Origin of the sequence: Fontivita pretiosa (genome assembly GCF_050410795.1) — a bacterium.
Lineage (GTDB): Bacteria > Planctomycetota > Phycisphaerae > Tepidisphaerales > Tepidisphaeraceae > Fontivita > Fontivita pretiosa.
Genome location: NZ_CP191258.1, coordinates 3,023,864 through 3,040,137 on the forward strand (window position 1 = coordinate 3,023,864; position 16,274 = coordinate 3,040,137).

Below are 16,274 nucleotides of genomic sequence, written 5' to 3' on the forward strand. Positions count from 1 at the left end.
AAGCTGGCCGCCGCTTGGGCGATCAATGCCGCGACCGCGGCCGTCAGGCCCAGCGCCGAGCCAGCGACGCACATCGCCGTCGCCAGCTTCTGTCCCGTCGAGCAGCGCCGCCCCAGCAAGATGCCCGGCACGCCGCTGGCGGCGAGCAGACCCACGGCCCCGACTAGGCAGTAAGACCACATCCGGCACCTACTTGCTCCATCAATCGGACGTGGCTGGTATGGCTTGGGGCTGGCCCCGCGACGCCGACGCGTTGGCCATCGAAATCTCCACGCGACGCAGCGCCTCCAGGATCTCTTCGCGCGACGCCTGCCGCAGAACCGTGCTCTTGAATCCCGGATCGCGCAGTGCGAACCCCAGCCGCGACAGCAGATACAAGTGCGCCCGGACGGTGGGGCTGATGAGGATGAACAGCGCCGTTACCAGTTGTCCATCCAGCGCGTTGAAGTCTACCGGCCGCTCCAGGAAACAGAGCATCACCATCGGACGTGACAGATGCAGCACGATGGGATTCCGCACGTGCGGGATTGCGATTCCATCACCAATCCCCGTGGACCCCAGCGCCTCGCGAGCCAACAGTACCTGGTAGAGGAACTCCCGGTCCACTTCCTCCGGAAGCTTCATCATCTCAACTGCGGCACGAAGCACAGCAGCCTTGTCCGCACCTTCAACCCGATAATGGACCCCCCCTTCACGAAGCGCCTCGCTCAGCGAAGGCGGCGGCGCCTCACCACCTTCCGGCTCCGCGAAGATCTCCGGTGAGACGTTAATCTTGCGAGACGTCGCCCATTCCAATAGCTCAGCTCGATTGAACCGGTACTGGTCATTGATCTGGTAAGCGGGAATCACACCCTGCTTGATCCAACGATAAATTGTTTTCTCTGTGACCTTTAGCAGGTGGGCGGCGTCACGCACAGTAAGCTTCACGAACCCAATCCTTTCTGTCAACAAAGTTCATTATCGGCAGATTGTCAAATAAAGTCCAGATTCCAGAAAAAACTGACATCAAGTGCACATTGTTCTAATTAAGTGCAATGTTGTCTTGGATTGGGAAAATATAGGGAATGTCCTATCCTGTCTGTGAGATGGCATGCAGTCTGGTTCGTTTCTCGTTGGGGCGCGCGGATATGAATGCGCAAATGACGGCGACATCAACTGACGTGCTCGATTGTGGCGAACCTTACAACTCTGAGGCGCCGCGACAATACGGGTGACCCGAGTAGATGGCCGTCGGTAGTCCCTGTCAGCTTCACTTGGAGCCTGAACGTCGATCACGTCGCGCAGCGGCTGCGCGACAACCGATGCCCACAATCAGCACCATCGCCGCCATTCCGGGCTCGGGGACAAAACTCAGCGTCCCGGAGACCGAGCCGTGTTCTTCACTGCCATAGCCGAACATCGTGCCCGCCAGCGAGTACGTGCCAGGCGCAAGCAGTCGATCGGTGAACTCTTCAAAGACCGCTCCGGTGGACGTGCCCAGGACAAATGCCGCAGACCTGGGTGGGGAGGTCGTATAGTCCAGGCTGGCCAGGGTCGGCTCGTCCAGCGTGAAGCTGACGCTGCCTGCGGCACTGTGGTAATACCACAGCACGCCGGGGAATCCTCCGCCTGTGCTGGCGGAAATGTGAATCGCGTTCGGCGTCACCACAACCAGCGAGCTGGCGGTGACAGTAAACGGCGGCTGAAAGGGTTTGTTGGTAAGCACCTCCGTTCGCGAGGCTGAGACCGATCCCACTCCAGCGCCCATGTTCGACGCCGTGCCGCTGCCGATCTGCACAGTCGCTTCGACTCGAGTGGCCTGAAATGCTGAGGTGACTGAACAGATCCCAAGCAGCGCCACGACCGCTACTCCCGCCCTGACCATAGTGCCTCCCTTGGATGAGCAACCGCACGTTACCCATCCTGACCACGGCTACGCAAGGAAAATCACCGGAAAGATTCTCTCTCGTGTCACAGGCGTCCGGCGAGTGCTTTTCTCTGGAGCGCCTCCGCTGGCCTGGTTACAATGCCCGGGGAAATTCATCTCAAAAAAGGGAAGAAGCCGTGCAGAACATCCTGCTTGTTGCGCTGCTGGTCCTGCTGCTCGCGGTTGCGATCCTTCAGATCGTGATCCTGCGACGCAAGGTGGCGATCGACCTGTTGCCTGTTCAGCAGGCGTTCAAAGGTGTGGAGGATTCCTACCTCAAGTGCGAACGGGTCGTTCGTGAGGAGATCGCGCAGAATCGCCAGGAGATCGCCGCGTCGCTGGCACAATCCCGCGAGGAGATGGCCAGATCGCTCAAGGGGGTGGGGGATTCGCTGAATCAGCAGCTTGGGGCGCTGAGCCAGTCCAACGATCAAAAGCTGGAGCGCATGCGTCAGACCGTAGAGCAGCGGCTGCAACTGATTCAGGAGGATGGAGCCAGGAAGCTGGATCTGGTCCGGCAGGATTCGATGGCCAGCGCCAAGGCGCTGCGCGACGAGATCGGCACGACGCTCAAGGCATTCAACGAATCGCTGGTCACCAACGTCGGAGAGATGGGCAAGCTCCAGAAGGCCCAGTTGGATGTATTCGCCGAGCGGCTGGACAAGCTGGCGGCGGGCAACGAGCAGAAGCTGGATTCGATGCGCGGCACGGTCGAAACCAAACTCACAGAGATGCAGCAAGCCAGCGGCAGGGAGCTGGCCCAGATGCGCACCGACAGCGCCAGCGTGGCACAGAAGCTGCGAGAGGAGATCACAGCTTCGCTCAAGAGCTTCGGCGACCTGATGGTCAAGACGCTCGGCGAGATTGGCAGCGCCCAACGAACCCAACTCGGCAATGTGGTTGATCAGTTGACCAAGCTGACCGAGGCCACCGAGAAAAAGCTGGACGCGCAGCGAACGGCGGTGGATGAGCGGCTCAAGCAGATCCAGGACGACAGCGGCAACAACGCCAAACTGCTCCGCGAGGAGGTCGGCAACACGCTCAAGGGCTTCAACGATTCGGTCCTGAAGGGGATGAGCGGCATGGCCGAAAACCAGCGGGGGCAGTTGGATGCCTTCTCGGCTCAACTGGGCAAGCTGATCGAAACCAACCAGCAGAAACTGGAAGGCTTGAAGCTGGCGGTCGAGCAAAATCTCAAGGCGATCCAGGAGGACAACGCCAAACAACTCGAGCAGATGCGGGCCACGGTGGATGAGAAGTTGCAGGGGACGCTGGAAAAGCGGCTGGGCGAATCCTTCCGACAGGTCAGCGAGCGCCTGGAGGCCGTGCACAAGGGGCTGGGCGAGATGCAGGTGCTGGCCAGCGGCGTGGGCGACTTGAAGAAGGTGCTGGCCAACGTCAAGACCCGCGGCACCTGGGGCGAAGTGCAGTTGGGCGCGATGCTCGAACAGGTCCTTACCCCCGAACAGTTTGCCACCAACGTCTGCACCAAGGAAGGCGGGGAGCGCGTCGAGTTCGCCATCAAGCTGCCGGGCCGCGGCGAGGACCGCGACGAGGTCGTGTGGCTCCCGATCGACGCCAAGTTCCCGATGGAGGACTACCAGCGACTGGTGGACGCCCAGGAACGCGGCGACACCGAGGCCATCGAGCAGGCGGGCCGCCAGCTCGAAGAACGCATCAAGAGCTGCGCCTGGGACATCTGCGAAAAGTACCTCAACCCGCCCAAGACCACCGACTTTGGCATCCTGTTTCTGCCCACCGAGGGACTGTTCGCGGAGGTCGTTCGCCGCCTGGGGCTGGTCGAGTACGTACAACGCCAGTGCCGCGTGATGTTCGCCGGGCCGACCACCTTGTGGTCGATCCTCAACAGCCTGCAAATGGGCTTCCGTACCCTGGCCATCCAGAAGCGCTCCAGCGAGGTGTGGAACCTGCTGGCTGCGGTGAAGACCGAATGGAGCAAGTACGGAGAGATCCTGGCCAAGGTGCAGAAAAAGTTGCAGGAGGCGTCAAACACGATCGAGGACGCCGAGCGGCGGACGCGAGTCATCGGACGCAAGCTCAAGAACGTGCAGGAACTGCCCGCCATTGAGGCTCAGGCGGTGCTGAAACTGACTGCGTCCAACGACGACGGCGAGGCCGAAGACGGCAAGGAGCTGTAATGGCCGCAGCCTCAGACCACGACTTCGCGGCAAATCCCTGTCATTGCCCAACGCACCTTGCAGGACTCGAACCTGCAACCTTCGGTTCCGTAGACCGACGCAACCGACGCTCGATGGCTCAGATCCCCCGGTAAATTCCACCATCGACGAGTCGCGCGCAGCAAGCGCGCAGCAAGCCGAACCGCCACCCACCGCCGAGCAGATCGCCGCAGTCCTCCGCTACCTGGCCGATCAACACAGGGAGGCCCAACAGTGACTCGGCCCTGTGGACAATCTCTGTGCATACCATGGTATACCCTGGCGCATCCTGTCGCGGGCGCGGGGCCGGTTCGACAGCCGGAAAGGCTGAGACCCTCATCCCCGGCGCGAACGGCCCGAGGAGCCAACGCGCCCGCGACAGGCGTGTGCCAGGTTGTCCACAGGTCGCACCGTGGCCGGGCGCTCATATCTATACCGTGGTATAGTAGTTGCGCGACTCGTCACGGGTTATCCCCAATTTGCGCGCCCACATCACTACTGCTGCTGAACTTCAAACCTTCAGGAGAGAACCCAATGGGATCGCAAGATCGGCCGCCTCGGGACATCGCCGAGAGCCTCACAACCGTGAGGCTGCTGCAAAGCCTGCGCAGCGAGGTCTGCCCGGCGTGCGGGAGGACCAAGACCGCCAGGCAGCCGCTGTGCGATTCGTGCCTGCGGCGAGTGCCCAGCCGGATCAAAGCAGAGCTTCAGCGTCGCGTAAGCGAAGGCTACGACCGCGCGATGCTGCGGGCGCTGAGGCACTTAAAGGCGCCTCGATTCATCCTGCCGGGCGATCAAATCCTGCCGCTGGGCCGGCTGCCGCTGAATCCGCAGGCGCTCAGGCCCCAGATCCTGCGCCTTTCGCTAGAGTCCAGGGTCTGTCCGCGATGCGCCGGCGAGAAGGCCCAGGCCGAGGTGTTTTGTCACCGCTGCCGCGCGCTGCTGCGATCCAACGCCGCTCTCATCAAGGGCGGGATGCTGTTCGGCAGCCAGCTCCGTGAGATTGAAGCGTCGATCGACCCGGCGATGCTGACGACCGAGCCGCTGCGCTACACCCAAGCCGTTATCGACGCGATCCGCCTGATGAAGGGTCGCGGGTTCCACCATTCCCCAAACCAAGGAGGTTCGTCATGAGCAACCACAGTCCACTGGCCCGCGCGCTGAGCACGCCCGCCGAGTCGATCGCCGACGCGCTGCAGCGCGTCGTCAACGACCCGAACGTCTCGGCCGCCGACATGTGCCTGGCCGCCGTCGATCAGCACGATGCGCGGACCGTCGCGCCCAAAGGACACGTGAACGACGAGGCCTACGTGGTCGGCGAGTTCCCGCCCGCTCTGGTGGCGCTGGCGGACGTGTTCCGCATCGAAAGTTTCCCCGACGACGCGGAGCTGTACCGCGTGGGCTTCCGCCGCGGCTCTCACATCATCGTCCGCGGGTCGATAACCCCCGGCCGTGCCGTCGTGATCCGCGCCCGCGATGGACGTGTGTTGCTGGACACGAGCGCCTGGCATCGCGACTGCCGCGTGTGGACGCTGCGCTTCGAGCTGACCGAGGAGCAGGACGTGACGTTCCTGGTCGTATCCGAGGCTCAGGAGGAATTGCGGGCCGAGAGCGAGGAGGCCGAGCGCTTCAACGGGGGGCCGCTGTTGGACTACGCTACGCGCGGCGATGGCGGCCAGGTGCAGCTCCACCAGCGCCACGACATCGGGCCATTCGCGCGTTACGTCGATCGCCAGCTCAGGGGGCCGATCCAATGAGCACGCCGGAACTGTCGATCGCCGCGGTGTGGCTGCGGACCTGGCTGGGACCGATCGACCCGCGGACGACGATGGTGCCGCGTCAGGCCGGCCAGCTCTACCCGCTGCAGCTCACTGCCAAGCTGATGCAGACCTGGCGCGAGGCGGGCGACAGGGACTTGGCCATCTATACCATGGCATAGATGCCCCTGGCTGGGCCGCCAACGCACGCGAAGGGAGTGGGGAGGGGTGAAGGAGGGGTCAACGGTCCGACGCGTCAGAATCGCTCCCAGGCGGCTGGGAGCCGAAAGTGACCCGGCCGCACGACGAGCTGTATCTGCGCGAGGCGGTCCGCCTGGCCAAGAAGCTCAGGCAACTCTTTGTCCGGACGTACGTTAAGGGCTGCTGGGCGACCTGCGGCTGGGTTCGCCGCCAACGGCCCAAGGGGCCGCACGTCTCGACGCACCGATGCCGGCTTCTTCCGTTGGGCGCGCGAGGTACAAGCGGCGCGAGCTGCGCCAGGCCCGCCTGGCACCGGACTGACGCAGGCACAATTTGCGGCGAAGGCGGGTGTCTCGCGCGAGTACATCAACTATCTTGAACGCGGCACGCGGTCGCCCACGGTCAGCGTGTTCGTGAAGCTGTGCCGCGGGGCGGGATTAGTGGTCGGCGCAGCGCTCAAGACGATAGACGGCGCGTCCAGTAGACGCCTGAGAACGCGTTGCAGTTCATCGGCTGAATTCACCTGCCCCACCAGAGACCCGCCGGGAAGCAGGAGAGTCGGAACCTGCTGCACCGATGCGGACCGACATACACCGACCGAAAAGCGAATCACCCCATCCGCCTGATCATCGGGGGCGTACGGGTCGATCGTGACGCCAGCCAGTTCGGCAGCATGCTCTATCGCTAAGCCCATCAGCGGCACCTCGGGGCTGCGGAACAGGTACCTCTCAAAATCCTCGTAGCGGTCGGGACGTGCGCGCCAGACGCTGATCGCGAGGCGCGCATATTGACAGGCCAGTCCTCGCCCGAGGAACATCCGGGTCACGGTGGGGTTGCAGGCGGGATGCTGGGGGACCGGCAGAATCAAAACTGCCAGCCATGTTCGGTCCCGTTCGACAAGCTCGTTGATGACGTGATGGACGGCCCGGCATGTCGGACAGGTGTAATCGAAGAGCAGTGCCACGATGTGCTTGGCATCGAGTGAGCCGAAGAGCGGGCAATCGGCGCTGCTGACCGACACTGCGCCGCCGACGAGCGGTGTGGTCCTCATACATGGAGGAAACACCTGTGCTGATTGAGAGCAGCTTGGATCGGTTGGCTTGCTTGAACGCTCCGGCGCAGCTCCTGCCTCTGCCTTCGCGGTTGACTTGGGGCCTACCGGATGCTGGTCCGGCCGAGCAGACGGACTTGCGCGAATGACGGCGTAGGTCTTTGGCTTCCAGAGGATCTGACCGCCTATCAGCAGAAGCAAGCCGGCTCCAGCGACGACTCCCGGCGTACTCGTCAACGCTTCGGCGCCGCGGAGCGCGCGACCGTTGTCAGCAATCTGCATCAAGAGGGCAACGATAACCAGACCCGACAGATGAATGGCGTTGCAGTACAGGCACCATCGCCGCACGATGGCGAGTTGCAGGAACAGGAACCAGACCGCAGCGCCCGCCGTCATAAAGCTGATGGTCCAAATCGTCTGGTCCAGGAGCTTGGAGGGGGGATTGTGCACACCGGCATACCTCGCCAGCAGAGCTAGCGCGAGCAGCAGATATGCACCCGCGGCCAGTGCCGCGACAGGGATGACGGTCCACTGAGACCATCGGCTTGAGGCCAGCGCTGCACATCCGGAATGCTCGCGGCAACCAGGAAGCTTGGCCGGGCCGGCAGTGTGCAGGGTCATCCAGGCCGCCAATGCGGATGCTACCGAGGAGACAATCATGAGTGTCGGAATTTGCGATTGTGGCACCATGATTCCTAAGCCTTGCGCCACCCGAATCAGCGATGCCACGGTCAAAACGGAGTGCAGGGCGGCATGTTGCAGGTGAACTGAACTTTGACTCCTCGTAACTTATTCTGCGCGACAGAAGAGATATCAGGTACACGTATTTCCTCAGTGCCCGGGTGACCGAACCGCCACATTTGCACGAGGCAGGCCTGTTTCAGCGTCGATTTCCACTAGGTGCTCTGCGCCGTCCGCAGTTCTCCAAATCACCGCCTTGCTGCACTGCCCATGGGTATGAAAGAACGCGAAATTCGTTTCTGGATTTATGTCCATAAAATAATGGCGTGCACCGTCGTGCCAGACGATGCGTGGGCCATGGTCCGTTGGCTCCGCTCGCATCTTGAGTCGATCTGCCTCCAAGAAAGGAGGATAAGTCAAAACTCCGGTAGTTCGTCCGAGAGTGAGGGGGTAGGTGACTCTTCCATCAGCCTTATCACAGCGAGCCTCCATCACGAGCCACCCCAAGGACGTCTTGGTCACCCTCAAGACCGTGACGATTGCGGTGAAACACGTTGCGTTCTCTGATGGCTCGATCATCAGCACCGCGAATTCGTCACTCCAGTCCGGCAATGCCTCCCGGATCAGCCGATCGGCTTCCGGATGAAATTGAACTACGATGTCTCGTTGGTTCCTTAGCCGACGGAACGACCAACCCTCGCGCTTGGCCAAGCTGAGGTCCTCGGCAGGATTGCGCAGCAAGACCCACGATGGCGACGGCGATAGCGCCGTGGCACGCCGGAATGTGCGAATTCGCTGCCAGCGCTGCATCATTGGCCAGAGAGTCCATGCGCTCGAAAGAATCGCGACCAAGAGAGCAACTCCGACAATACCGATGTAAATGCGGCGTTTTCGCCTCCACCGCGCGTTGTCGAAGGTTGATTCGTACGCGATGGTAGTGTTGTTAGTCCTTGATGTTGAGCCATGCCTTGGCTCTCTGAACAAAGTCATTTAATGCACCCTGTCGTACTTGATCACTGCTCCCGGTGCCCACGATTTGATCCTTGACTGACGCTCTGAACGTGTTCGTCTTTTCCTTTCTCTCGTCTGCGTCGCGATAGCACTTCCGCAGTACGTGCTGCGTCGTGCGGATTTTGCAGTTCTCAAGCTTTCTACTCATTTGGTAAATCAATTTGGCGCTGACTGTATCTGGCATTGTTGGAATGAAATCGATCTCGTCGGCAGTATCGCTTTCCCACACCCAGAACTCGAGCCGTGAGAATGTCGTGCGTTCTACCAACGTGTTCACTTTTCGCTCTAAGAGATAGGAAACGCTGAAGCCCTCTGCCAGAGACGTGATTTCTGCCTTCCACTGTTGCCATGATCCTTCATATTCGGCCCCGATGGAAATATTGCCTATGGGCGTTTGGGGACCTCCCTCTGCCCGAGCAAAGAACTTAGCGGTGTGTGCCTCTTGGTTCGCGTCCTCGAAGGTGACGCCGAGACTATACGTCAGATCAGCGAAAAACTCCCAAGACGTATCGATCACCTCGGTCTTGGTTGTCACGTTGAACGCTATGCTTTCATCATAATCGACGAGATCAACGGTCAGGCCGAGCGGATCAAGATGGGCAACTGCTGCGCCTAACTCGTACTGATATCGATTTGCCCCATCGAAGTATCCGGCCGGATCCTGCTGCATCCACCTCCCGAGCGTCGGGTTGTAGTCGCGGTTGCGGAAATGGTACAGGCCGCTGATCGCGTCGTACCGCCCGCCCTGGTGGAGGTAGACCCAGTTCACCCCGCTGCCACCAAGAGCGCTCCAGCTCGCGTTGAAGTAGCTCGCCAACCCGTACGGGTCGTACAGGTACCGCTCCTGCACCGCACCGGAAGTGTCGGTAACGCTGGTGACGTTGAAGTTGGCGTCCTGCTGGGCGTACAGCCGCGTGTCCGTCTCGCTGGTCCCCTGGCCGGGGTCCACGATCGTCGCGTGCTCGTCCCGCTCGACCATCTCGTCAATGTATCCGGGCGTCCACACGTACGTCCTCTCGTAGCGGCGGCTGGGCTGGCTCTGCTCCGAGGGCTCCTGCACCTGCGTCTCGGCGATCACCTGCCAGCGATCCGAGTAGTATAGCTCCGTCTTGTCCTGGTTGTAGGGGCTGCCACCGATCTGCACCTGGTCCTGCTTGACCCGCCGATGCAGCGCGTCGAATGGATAATTGTAGATCGTGGCGTTGATGCCGCTGCCTCGGGTCTTGTACTCGACCATCCGGTTCCAGGCGTCGTAGCGCCACTCGGGCGGGTTAGAGTCGGTGCTGGATTGCTTGAGGTTGCCGTTGTTGTCGTGGACGAAGCCGGTGTTGGTGATCTGGTTCTGGCGGTTGTGCGTGCGGCTGGCGGGCGTGCCGTCGGTGCTGATCGTGGACCAGTTGCCCAGCGCGTCCAGCGTCCAGGCCTGCGTTCGCGCGGCGGTGGTTATGGTGTCCGGGATGCCGTCGGAGTTCGGGTCCGACAGCTCGCCGCGCTGGAAGTCAGTCAAGCGGTTGAGGCCATCGTATCCGGCGGTGGCACCATCGGCGTGGTACAACTCGTCCAAGTCGCTCGCACCGGAGAGCGAATCGGTCAGCATGTTGTCCTTGTACAGGACGTTGCCGTTCTCATCATAACCATACTTGAAGCGGTCGGTGTCGGTGGCCGAGTCGGTGTCGTCCCAGCGCTGGTCGATGATCCGCCCGAAGCGGTCAAGACCGACATACTGATCGCCGGCTTCGCCACTGACCGTGTCGATGTACGTCAGCGCGGTATCCGGCTCTGGGTGGTTGCGTTTCACGACCGTGCCCCAGCCGATGTAGCTGTACTCCTCCAGGTGGGTGCCGACCGAGCCGCTGGCATCGTCGGCTAAAAAGCTCACGCGGCTCGTGTTCGCGTCCACGCCGCTGTTGTACTCGTAGCGCACGATGCGGCCAGTGACGGGGTAGGTGATCTTCGTCAGCCGGCTGTGATTGGCGCCGCCGGCCATCTCCGAGTACGTGTACTGCACCCGCTCGCTTAGAAGCACGTCCACGTCGTTGCTGTGCTCCTGCCACTCGGTCGTAAGCTGTCCAAGGCCGTTGTACGCTTTCTTGACCTGGTTGGCGATGGTGCCGCTGCCGGGCACGCCGTTGACGCGTTCGCCGTAGCTCGTCGCCTCGTGAAGCTGCCCCGCTTCGGTGTAGGTGTAGCGCAGCTCGCGGACGCTTCCGATGACCCCGGACCCCAGCGCCGAGACGTAATCGCCGGTAAGGCGTCCAAGCACGTCGTAGTCGTAGGCGTGGACGTTGCCGTTGCGGTCGGCGGCGGTCTTGCGGTCGCCGAGCGCGTTGTAGGTGAAGACCTCCTGCTCGGCGGTCGAGGCGCTGCCGCTGGACTTGTCGGGATAGCGGACGGCCGAGAGGATGTCGTTGCTCCACAGGTCATCGGCGGGGCGCGCTGTGCCGCTGCTCGCCGAGCCGGGGCTGCCGGTGACGGAGAACCTGAAGGTGGTGCTGCTCGGCACGGCGCTGATCGTCCACGTGCCGTTGTACGCGCTGACGTTCGAGCCGCTGATGCTCACGGACTGCCCGACCTTGTAGCCGTGGGCGGCCGTCGTCGTGACTTCGGCCACGCCGCTGGACGGATTGGTGATGGACGAGATCGATTGCGACAGGCCGTAAATGTACTGGGTCGTCTGGAAGGCGCTGCTCGGCAGCACCGCCTTCATCGTCAGCACGTCGCTGTTGCCGTTGTACGTGTACTCAGTTATGCGGTCGTCGGCGTTGGACGCTGTGCCGTCAACATAGTTCTCGATCGTCTTGGTGACCCGGCCTAGCACGTCGTAGGTCGTTTTGCGCACCTTGCCGCGCGGATCGGTCACGCTCTCCACGCGACCGGCGCCGTCGTAGGTGTGGTTGGTCAGTAGGCCATCGGGCAGAAGCGCGTAGCTAGACGTGGTGTCGGGCGTCACCGTCCAGTTGGAATCCACGGTGAAGGTGTCGGTAGTGCCGTTGTAAGCGGTCACCCGCTTCCGCTGGCCCTGACCGGTCCCGGAGGTGATGATGATCCAGTGGTCCTTGAAGTAGTCGGTAGCCTCGGTGCGGCTGCTGTCGGTGAGCGTGTTGGAGCCGGCACTCGTCGCTTTGCCGGTCACGGCGGCGCTGGGCAGCAGCGCGTAGTAGGAGGTCGTGTCGGGCGTCGTTGTCCAGTTCGAGTCTACTGTGAACGTGTCGGTCGTCCCGTTGTACGCGATAACGCGCCGCTGCTGACCGGAGCCTGTGCCTGAAGTGATGACAATCGTGTACCCCGCGAAGCTGCCGGTCGGTTCCGAGCGGGTGGTGTCGGTCAGTGTGTTGGATGTGGCACTGGTTGCCTTGCCGGCGACCGCACCGACGTTGAGGCTCGCCACCAGTCGGTTCGCCGCGTCGTGGGTGAAACCAGTGTAGCTGACGCGGGCCTTGGGAGCCGAGCCATGGCTGGCGAGTTCGCCCGTTGCGGTTTCGTCGTGAAAGCGCGCCTTGCTGGTCGTCAGGACCACGTTGCCCGAATCGTCGTACTGGTACTCCGTCTGCTCCAGCACGGTGTCACCGGAGACGCTGGCGGCGTCGGTCCACGTGCCGGAGGTCTTGGCGGGAGTGTCGTCGCTCGCGTCGGTGATGTAGGTTTTCGAGAGCCGCCCGACACCATCGTAGAGATTCTTGGTCACCTTCCCGCCCGGCTCCTGGATCTTCATGACGTTCCCACGCCTGTCGTACCAGGTGTACGTGGCAAGGCTGGAGCTTGACGGCTGGCCGTCCGAGGCGTTGACGCTGTACGTATAGGTGGCGAACCGCCGCCCACGAATGTCGTAGTCGTAGGCTGTCTTGGCGCGCCTCGAACTGCTGAGGGGCGCATCAGGCTGACCATCATTGAAGCCATCGTCGATCGCGAAGCTGTCCGCGTCGAATCCCTCGACAGTGGCGACTTGATTCAGGTTATCGTACGTCTGGAACATTGCCTGCCGGTTGACGGTCGAGGTCTCCCCTGTCGGTGTCGCGGACTGCTGTGTGAAGGTCTGCAAGTCGGCAGGCGAGCCGTCTGACTCCGTCGTCGCAACCTCGGCATGGATCGAGATGCCCACGCCGTCGCCCGTCAACTGCACGTAAGTGGACTGGTTCACCGCGGTGATCGCCGCGAAGCGCGGGTCCGTGCTGTTGTTGAACGCGGTCGTGATGTCGGCGACGACGCTGGAGACCGTCGGCGTGGCGCCGCTGGCGCTGACCGTCAGCGTGTGGGAGTCGCCGTGCGCGTCGGTGAGCGTGATCTTGAACTGGTCGTTCTGCTCGATCGTGCCGCCCGGCACGAGATTCACCCGATGCTGCGCTTGATCGCCGAGCTTGGTCGTGACGCGGCGGTTGCGCCAATCGTACGCGTAGGTTACTACGCGCTCGGCTGCCGAGCCACCGGGTTTCTGCGTCAGCTTGGTCAGGTTGCCGTCACCATCCCGTCGTAGTCGTACTGCCGCTCTGCGACCATGACGAGGTTTGTCCCGTCGGTGTTGGTGGGCGACCAATAACCAGTGCTCGGCGTATCATCCGTGCCAACCCAACTGCTGGTAGCGCGCCCCAGGCCATCGAAGACCGTGCGTGTGATCGTGCCGGCTGGGCTTAGCCTGCGCATCTGACGGCCGCGCTGGTCGTAGTCGATCGTCGTCAGGTGATAGTTGCCCGTACTGCTGTCGTTGCTGGCTGTGCCGAACTTGGCGTAGACGCGACTGTAGAGCGGGATCGGCAACTTGAAGTACTGCGCGTGCTCGGTGACCTGGCCGGCATCGTTGGTGATCCACCGTTCAAGCGAGCCGATCTTCGATGCCGTGATGGATTCCGTGCCCAGCGGAATGCCCGACTGCGAAGTCGGAGTGTCCGAAGTCGTGAGCACCTCCGTGTACACCGTCCTCTGGCCGGACGCCGCGCCGGCGGGCGGCCGATACTCGCGCCTGATTTCGATCGGTCCGGTCGTCGTCGAACCGGTCCAGCCTCGGTAGATGCGCACCTCGTGATCGGCGTCCTTGTACACGGTGTACGTAATGCGGCTGGTCACGGGCTCTGTGAGCTTCGTGACGCGGCCAAGGCTGTCCACGTCCATCGCCGTGACCAGGTGCTCACCGTTGGGATTCGACCATGGCTCGCCGGTCGTCAGGTCCGTGTCCACATCCACGATTTGCTCGATAACGCCGCCTGAGGCAGGATCGTACTTCGTGTAGGTGATGTGCCCGTCGGCGTCGTTGCGCCACTCTGGGCGCCCGTAAACGTCAAAGTAAGTGGATTCCTCGTCGGCACTGTCGGGACCATTCTGAGCAGGCGTGACGGTGGGATGGGTGACCGTCATCGATTGCATCTGAGTGGTGGTGCCGTACCAACTGTACGAGTAGCTCGTGGTCTGGCCGCCACTGCCGTCGGTGTTCCGGTACCGCGTCTGGCTGGCCAGCACGTAGATGTCGGTGTCGCCGTCGCGCAGCACGTAATCTTGCGAGCGCAGCGTAACCACGCTCCCCGTTTCGCCTCGCTTGATCTGCTCCGCCTCAAGCCATCCCTCGACCCCGCCTGCCGAGGTTGTCTCGTAGTACTCGGTGAGCTCGATTAGGCCGCGATCGTCGAAGAGTCCTTCCGCGTTGCCGCCCGGCAAGGTGGGGTCGTTGATCAGGTCAGGCGAGTCGTGGTAGTAGCGGATCACCGCTGATGGGTTCGCGTACAGCGTCAATCGGCCATCAGCATCGTACTGGTAGTAATCGACCCACTCGCGGCCCGTCGAGGTCTCCTTGAACGCCTTGAGCATCACCTGGCCGTACGCGTTCATGTAGACGATGTTCTGGTTGTTGTCGGGCAGGGTCTCGACTGTCTTTCGCTTCCAACTGTTGTACCCATCTGAGTTCGAGCTGTCCGTGTAGCTGAAGGTGTAGGTTCCGAAGCCTCCGGAACAGGTCGAGCATCCGTCCGCGCTGACGGTCTCCTTAGTGACGCGGTGTTCGGAGTCATACTCGAAGTAGAGGTTGGCGAACCCCGCGACCTGCGCGTCCGTCGCAGTTGCGGGGTCCGAGTAGTTGGCCTTGAGGCGGCTGTACGCCGCGTCCTCGACGACGTACTTCAGCGCGTGCTGGTATCCGGGTCTGCTCGTCTCGTAATAGCGGTAGTACTTGCCGTCGATGACGTTGCCGTCCTTGTCCTTGACCTCGGCGAGCTCCAGGTCTCCATCGGACCCGTAGCTGTCGGCATCTACGTAGTACGAGTAAGAGACCGAGCGCACTGTCGCGTACGAACCTGCGCCAACTTTGCGGCGCAGCGTCACGCTCTCCAGAAGGCCCGTGTTGGCACCGCTAGCCACATAGCTATAGGCTATTGACTCTGTGTGCTGGGTGCCGCCAAACGTGCCCTGGCGCGTGATCTCGGTCAGTTGTCCGCTGCCGTTGTACGTGGTGTCGATAACATTCCCGTACTCATCGACCAGGCTGTGCAATGCACCGCGTTGGGGGTCTGGTAATGCGGCGGACGTGCCGACAAAGTCGTAAAAGTACGCGATGCGACCCTTTGCATCGGTGTACTTCCACCCCAACGATTCTGTTGATTGTCGTCGGTGACTGTTGTTTGCACCAGCGCGTCTCCACGCGAGAACCGGGGCACGTAACTTCCCCCGAAGAGAGCGCGGTCGAACCACGCCGACGTCGACGCGCTCAGGACCACCTGAACGACCTCTGGTACAAGTCCGGTCCAATAGTCGTTCTCGTAGCCGTGGGCCACCAATCGCGGTTGCTCGGTGACGACGAAACCAGCGCCGTTGACGTTCTGGTAGCCAACACTGCCACGATTGGTCCACCTCCTGGTGTGCCCAAACCCCCAACCGAACGCTTCAGTCGATAGATCGGTAGAGACGTGCGTCAGCGACCCATCAAGGTAGTTCACTGGACCTTCCGAGCTTGGACTCTCTGGACATTTGTAACCAGGATGAACCTCGCCAAGCGGCTTATCGTCGCAGCCGCAGCCCGGATCCACGAACTTCTGTATATCCACCGTCCAGGCCCAGTCGTCGAAGTCGTCATCGGGTGTCGGACTGGTCATGCCCGTCATGTCCTCCAACGTGATCGACGAACCACTGACTTTGTAGGCGGAACCGGGGAAGGAGAAGCTGCCAATCCCAGCACCGTCGGCGCTTCGATCTACTCTAAATGTGCCCGTCACATACTGCTCGATCGCTGCCTGAAGGCTCGTAGCCTGAACCCAGCCGCCGGTGGGGACGTTGTTCAGGGTCAAGGAACCGTCGTAATACGTGTAGACGGTGGAACCGCGAACGTAACTGGATATCCCGTTGATCTTGAACCATTGCCCTCCCGCGAGCAGCGTACGGCTCTCCAGAGCTTCAATGACACTCTGCCTGATACGAGCAGCGGCGCGAGCGCGACGACGTCGAGACATGGTAACCTCCGTGTCAGTTGGTGGATTGTGGAGACGAACCGGGCGGATGAGGCGCCGGCGAAGGTC

General features: G+C 62.0%; 10 protein-coding genes, 1 tRNA gene and 1 pseudogene. 5 read left to right on the top strand and 7 right to left on the bottom strand.

Features of this window, described 5'->3' with window-relative positions; all coding sequences use genetic code 11:
* Positions 1-201: 201 nt before the first annotated feature.
* Together ACQS5P_RS12200 and ACQS5P_RS12205 are read right to left on the bottom strand one after the other, a co-directional pair.
* Complete coding sequence (locus ACQS5P_RS12200; protein WP_428936896.1) at positions 202-927, bottom strand: PTS sugar transporter subunit IIA; 726 nt, start codon at positions 925-927, stop codon at positions 202-204.
* A 322-nt stretch (positions 928-1,249) separates the two neighbouring features.
* On the bottom strand, positions 1,250-1,864 hold the full coding sequence (locus tag ACQS5P_RS12205; RefSeq protein ID WP_428936897.1) for a hypothetical protein: 615 nt from the start codon (positions 1,862-1,864) through the stop codon (positions 1,250-1,252).
* 884 nt (positions 1,865-2,748) lie between these two features.
* Here ACQS5P_RS12205 and ACQS5P_RS12210 point away from each other — a divergent pair.
* Entirely contained in the window at positions 2,749-4,065 is a 1,317-nt protein-coding gene (locus ACQS5P_RS12210; RefSeq protein WP_428941020.1) for a DNA recombination protein RmuC, read from the top strand.
* Positions 4,066-4,119: 54 nt separating this feature from the next.
* Here ACQS5P_RS12210 and ACQS5P_RS12215 read toward each other — a convergent pair.
* Positions 4,120-4,176 (bottom strand) — tRNA-Arg (locus tag ACQS5P_RS12215).
* Between the two features lie 441 nt (positions 4,177-4,617).
* Between ACQS5P_RS12215 and ACQS5P_RS12220 the strand changes: the two genes are divergently transcribed.
* The 4 genes from ACQS5P_RS12220 to ACQS5P_RS12235 all read left to right on the top strand — a co-directional run bounded on the left by ACQS5P_RS12220 (position 4,618) and on the right by ACQS5P_RS12235 (position 6,667).
* Positions 4,618-5,217 carry a hypothetical protein gene (locus tag ACQS5P_RS12220; protein ID WP_428936898.1) on the top strand — a complete coding sequence of 200 codons (600 nt, stop codon included), beginning with the start codon at positions 4,618-4,620 and terminating at the stop codon, positions 5,215-5,217.
* A complete protein-coding gene (locus tag ACQS5P_RS12225; protein ID WP_428936899.1) occupies positions 5,214-5,840 on the top strand; it encodes a hypothetical protein in 627 nt (208 codons plus the stop codon). The genes ACQS5P_RS12220 and ACQS5P_RS12225 overlap by 4 nt, the downstream gene beginning before the upstream one ends.
* Positions 5,837-6,022 (top strand): hypothetical protein, encoded by a 186-nt coding sequence (locus ACQS5P_RS12230; protein ID WP_428936900.1) that lies wholly within the window; start codon positions 5,837-5,839, stop codon positions 6,020-6,022. The genes ACQS5P_RS12225 and ACQS5P_RS12230 overlap by 4 nt, the downstream gene beginning before the upstream one ends.
* 177 nt (positions 6,023-6,199) lie before the next feature.
* Positions 6,200-6,667, top strand: coding sequence for a helix-turn-helix transcriptional regulator (locus ACQS5P_RS12235; RefSeq protein WP_428941021.1), 468 nt, complete (start codon positions 6,200-6,202; stop codon positions 6,665-6,667).
* Between the two features lie 722 nt (positions 6,668-7,389).
* Here ACQS5P_RS12235 and ACQS5P_RS12240 read toward each other — a convergent pair.
* The 4 genes and pseudogenes from ACQS5P_RS12240 to ACQS5P_RS12255 form a co-directional block, all read right to left on the bottom strand.
* Positions 7,390-7,782 (bottom strand): annotated as a pseudogene (locus ACQS5P_RS12240) (vitamin K epoxide reductase family protein); the annotation flags it as partial.
* A gap of 934 nt (positions 7,783-8,716) precedes the next feature.
* Entirely contained in the window at positions 8,717-13,114 is a 4,398-nt protein-coding gene (locus tag ACQS5P_RS12245) for an RHS repeat-associated core domain-containing protein (RefSeq protein WP_428936901.1), read from the bottom strand.
* 113 nt (positions 13,115-13,227) lie between these two features.
* Positions 13,228-15,255, bottom strand: coding sequence for a hypothetical protein (locus ACQS5P_RS12250; RefSeq protein ID WP_428936902.1), 2,028 nt, complete (start codon positions 15,253-15,255; stop codon positions 13,228-13,230).
* Positions 15,189-16,208 carry a hypothetical protein gene (locus ACQS5P_RS12255; RefSeq protein ID WP_428936903.1) on the bottom strand — a complete coding sequence of 340 codons (1,020 nt, stop codon included), beginning with the start codon at positions 16,206-16,208 and terminating at the stop codon, positions 15,189-15,191. Before ACQS5P_RS12255 ends, ACQS5P_RS12250 begins: the two co-directional genes overlap by 67 nt.
* Positions 16,209-16,274: the final 66 nt, after the last annotated feature.

Coding starts and splice junctions, on each gene's coding strand:
- ACQS5P_RS12220 (WP_428936898.1), top strand. CDS start 4,618: ATGGGATCGCAAGATCGGCCGCCTCGGGACATCGCCGAGAGCCTCACA.
- ACQS5P_RS12210 (WP_428941020.1), top strand. CDS start 2,749: ATGGTCAAGACGCTCGGCGAGATTGGCAGCGCCCAACGAACCCAACTC.
- ACQS5P_RS12230 (WP_428936900.1), top strand. CDS start 5,837: ATGAGCACGCCGGAACTGTCGATCGCCGCGGTGTGGCTGCGGACCTGG.
- ACQS5P_RS12225 (WP_428936899.1), top strand. CDS start 5,214: ATGAGCAACCACAGTCCACTGGCCCGCGCGCTGAGCACGCCCGCCGAG.
- ACQS5P_RS12255 (WP_428936903.1), bottom strand. CDS start 16,208: ATGTCTCGACGTCGTCGCGCTCGCGCCGCTGCTCGTATCAGGCAGAGT.
- ACQS5P_RS12205 (WP_428936897.1), bottom strand. CDS start 1,864: ATGGTCAGGGCGGGAGTAGCGGTCGTGGCGCTGCTTGGGATCTGTTCA.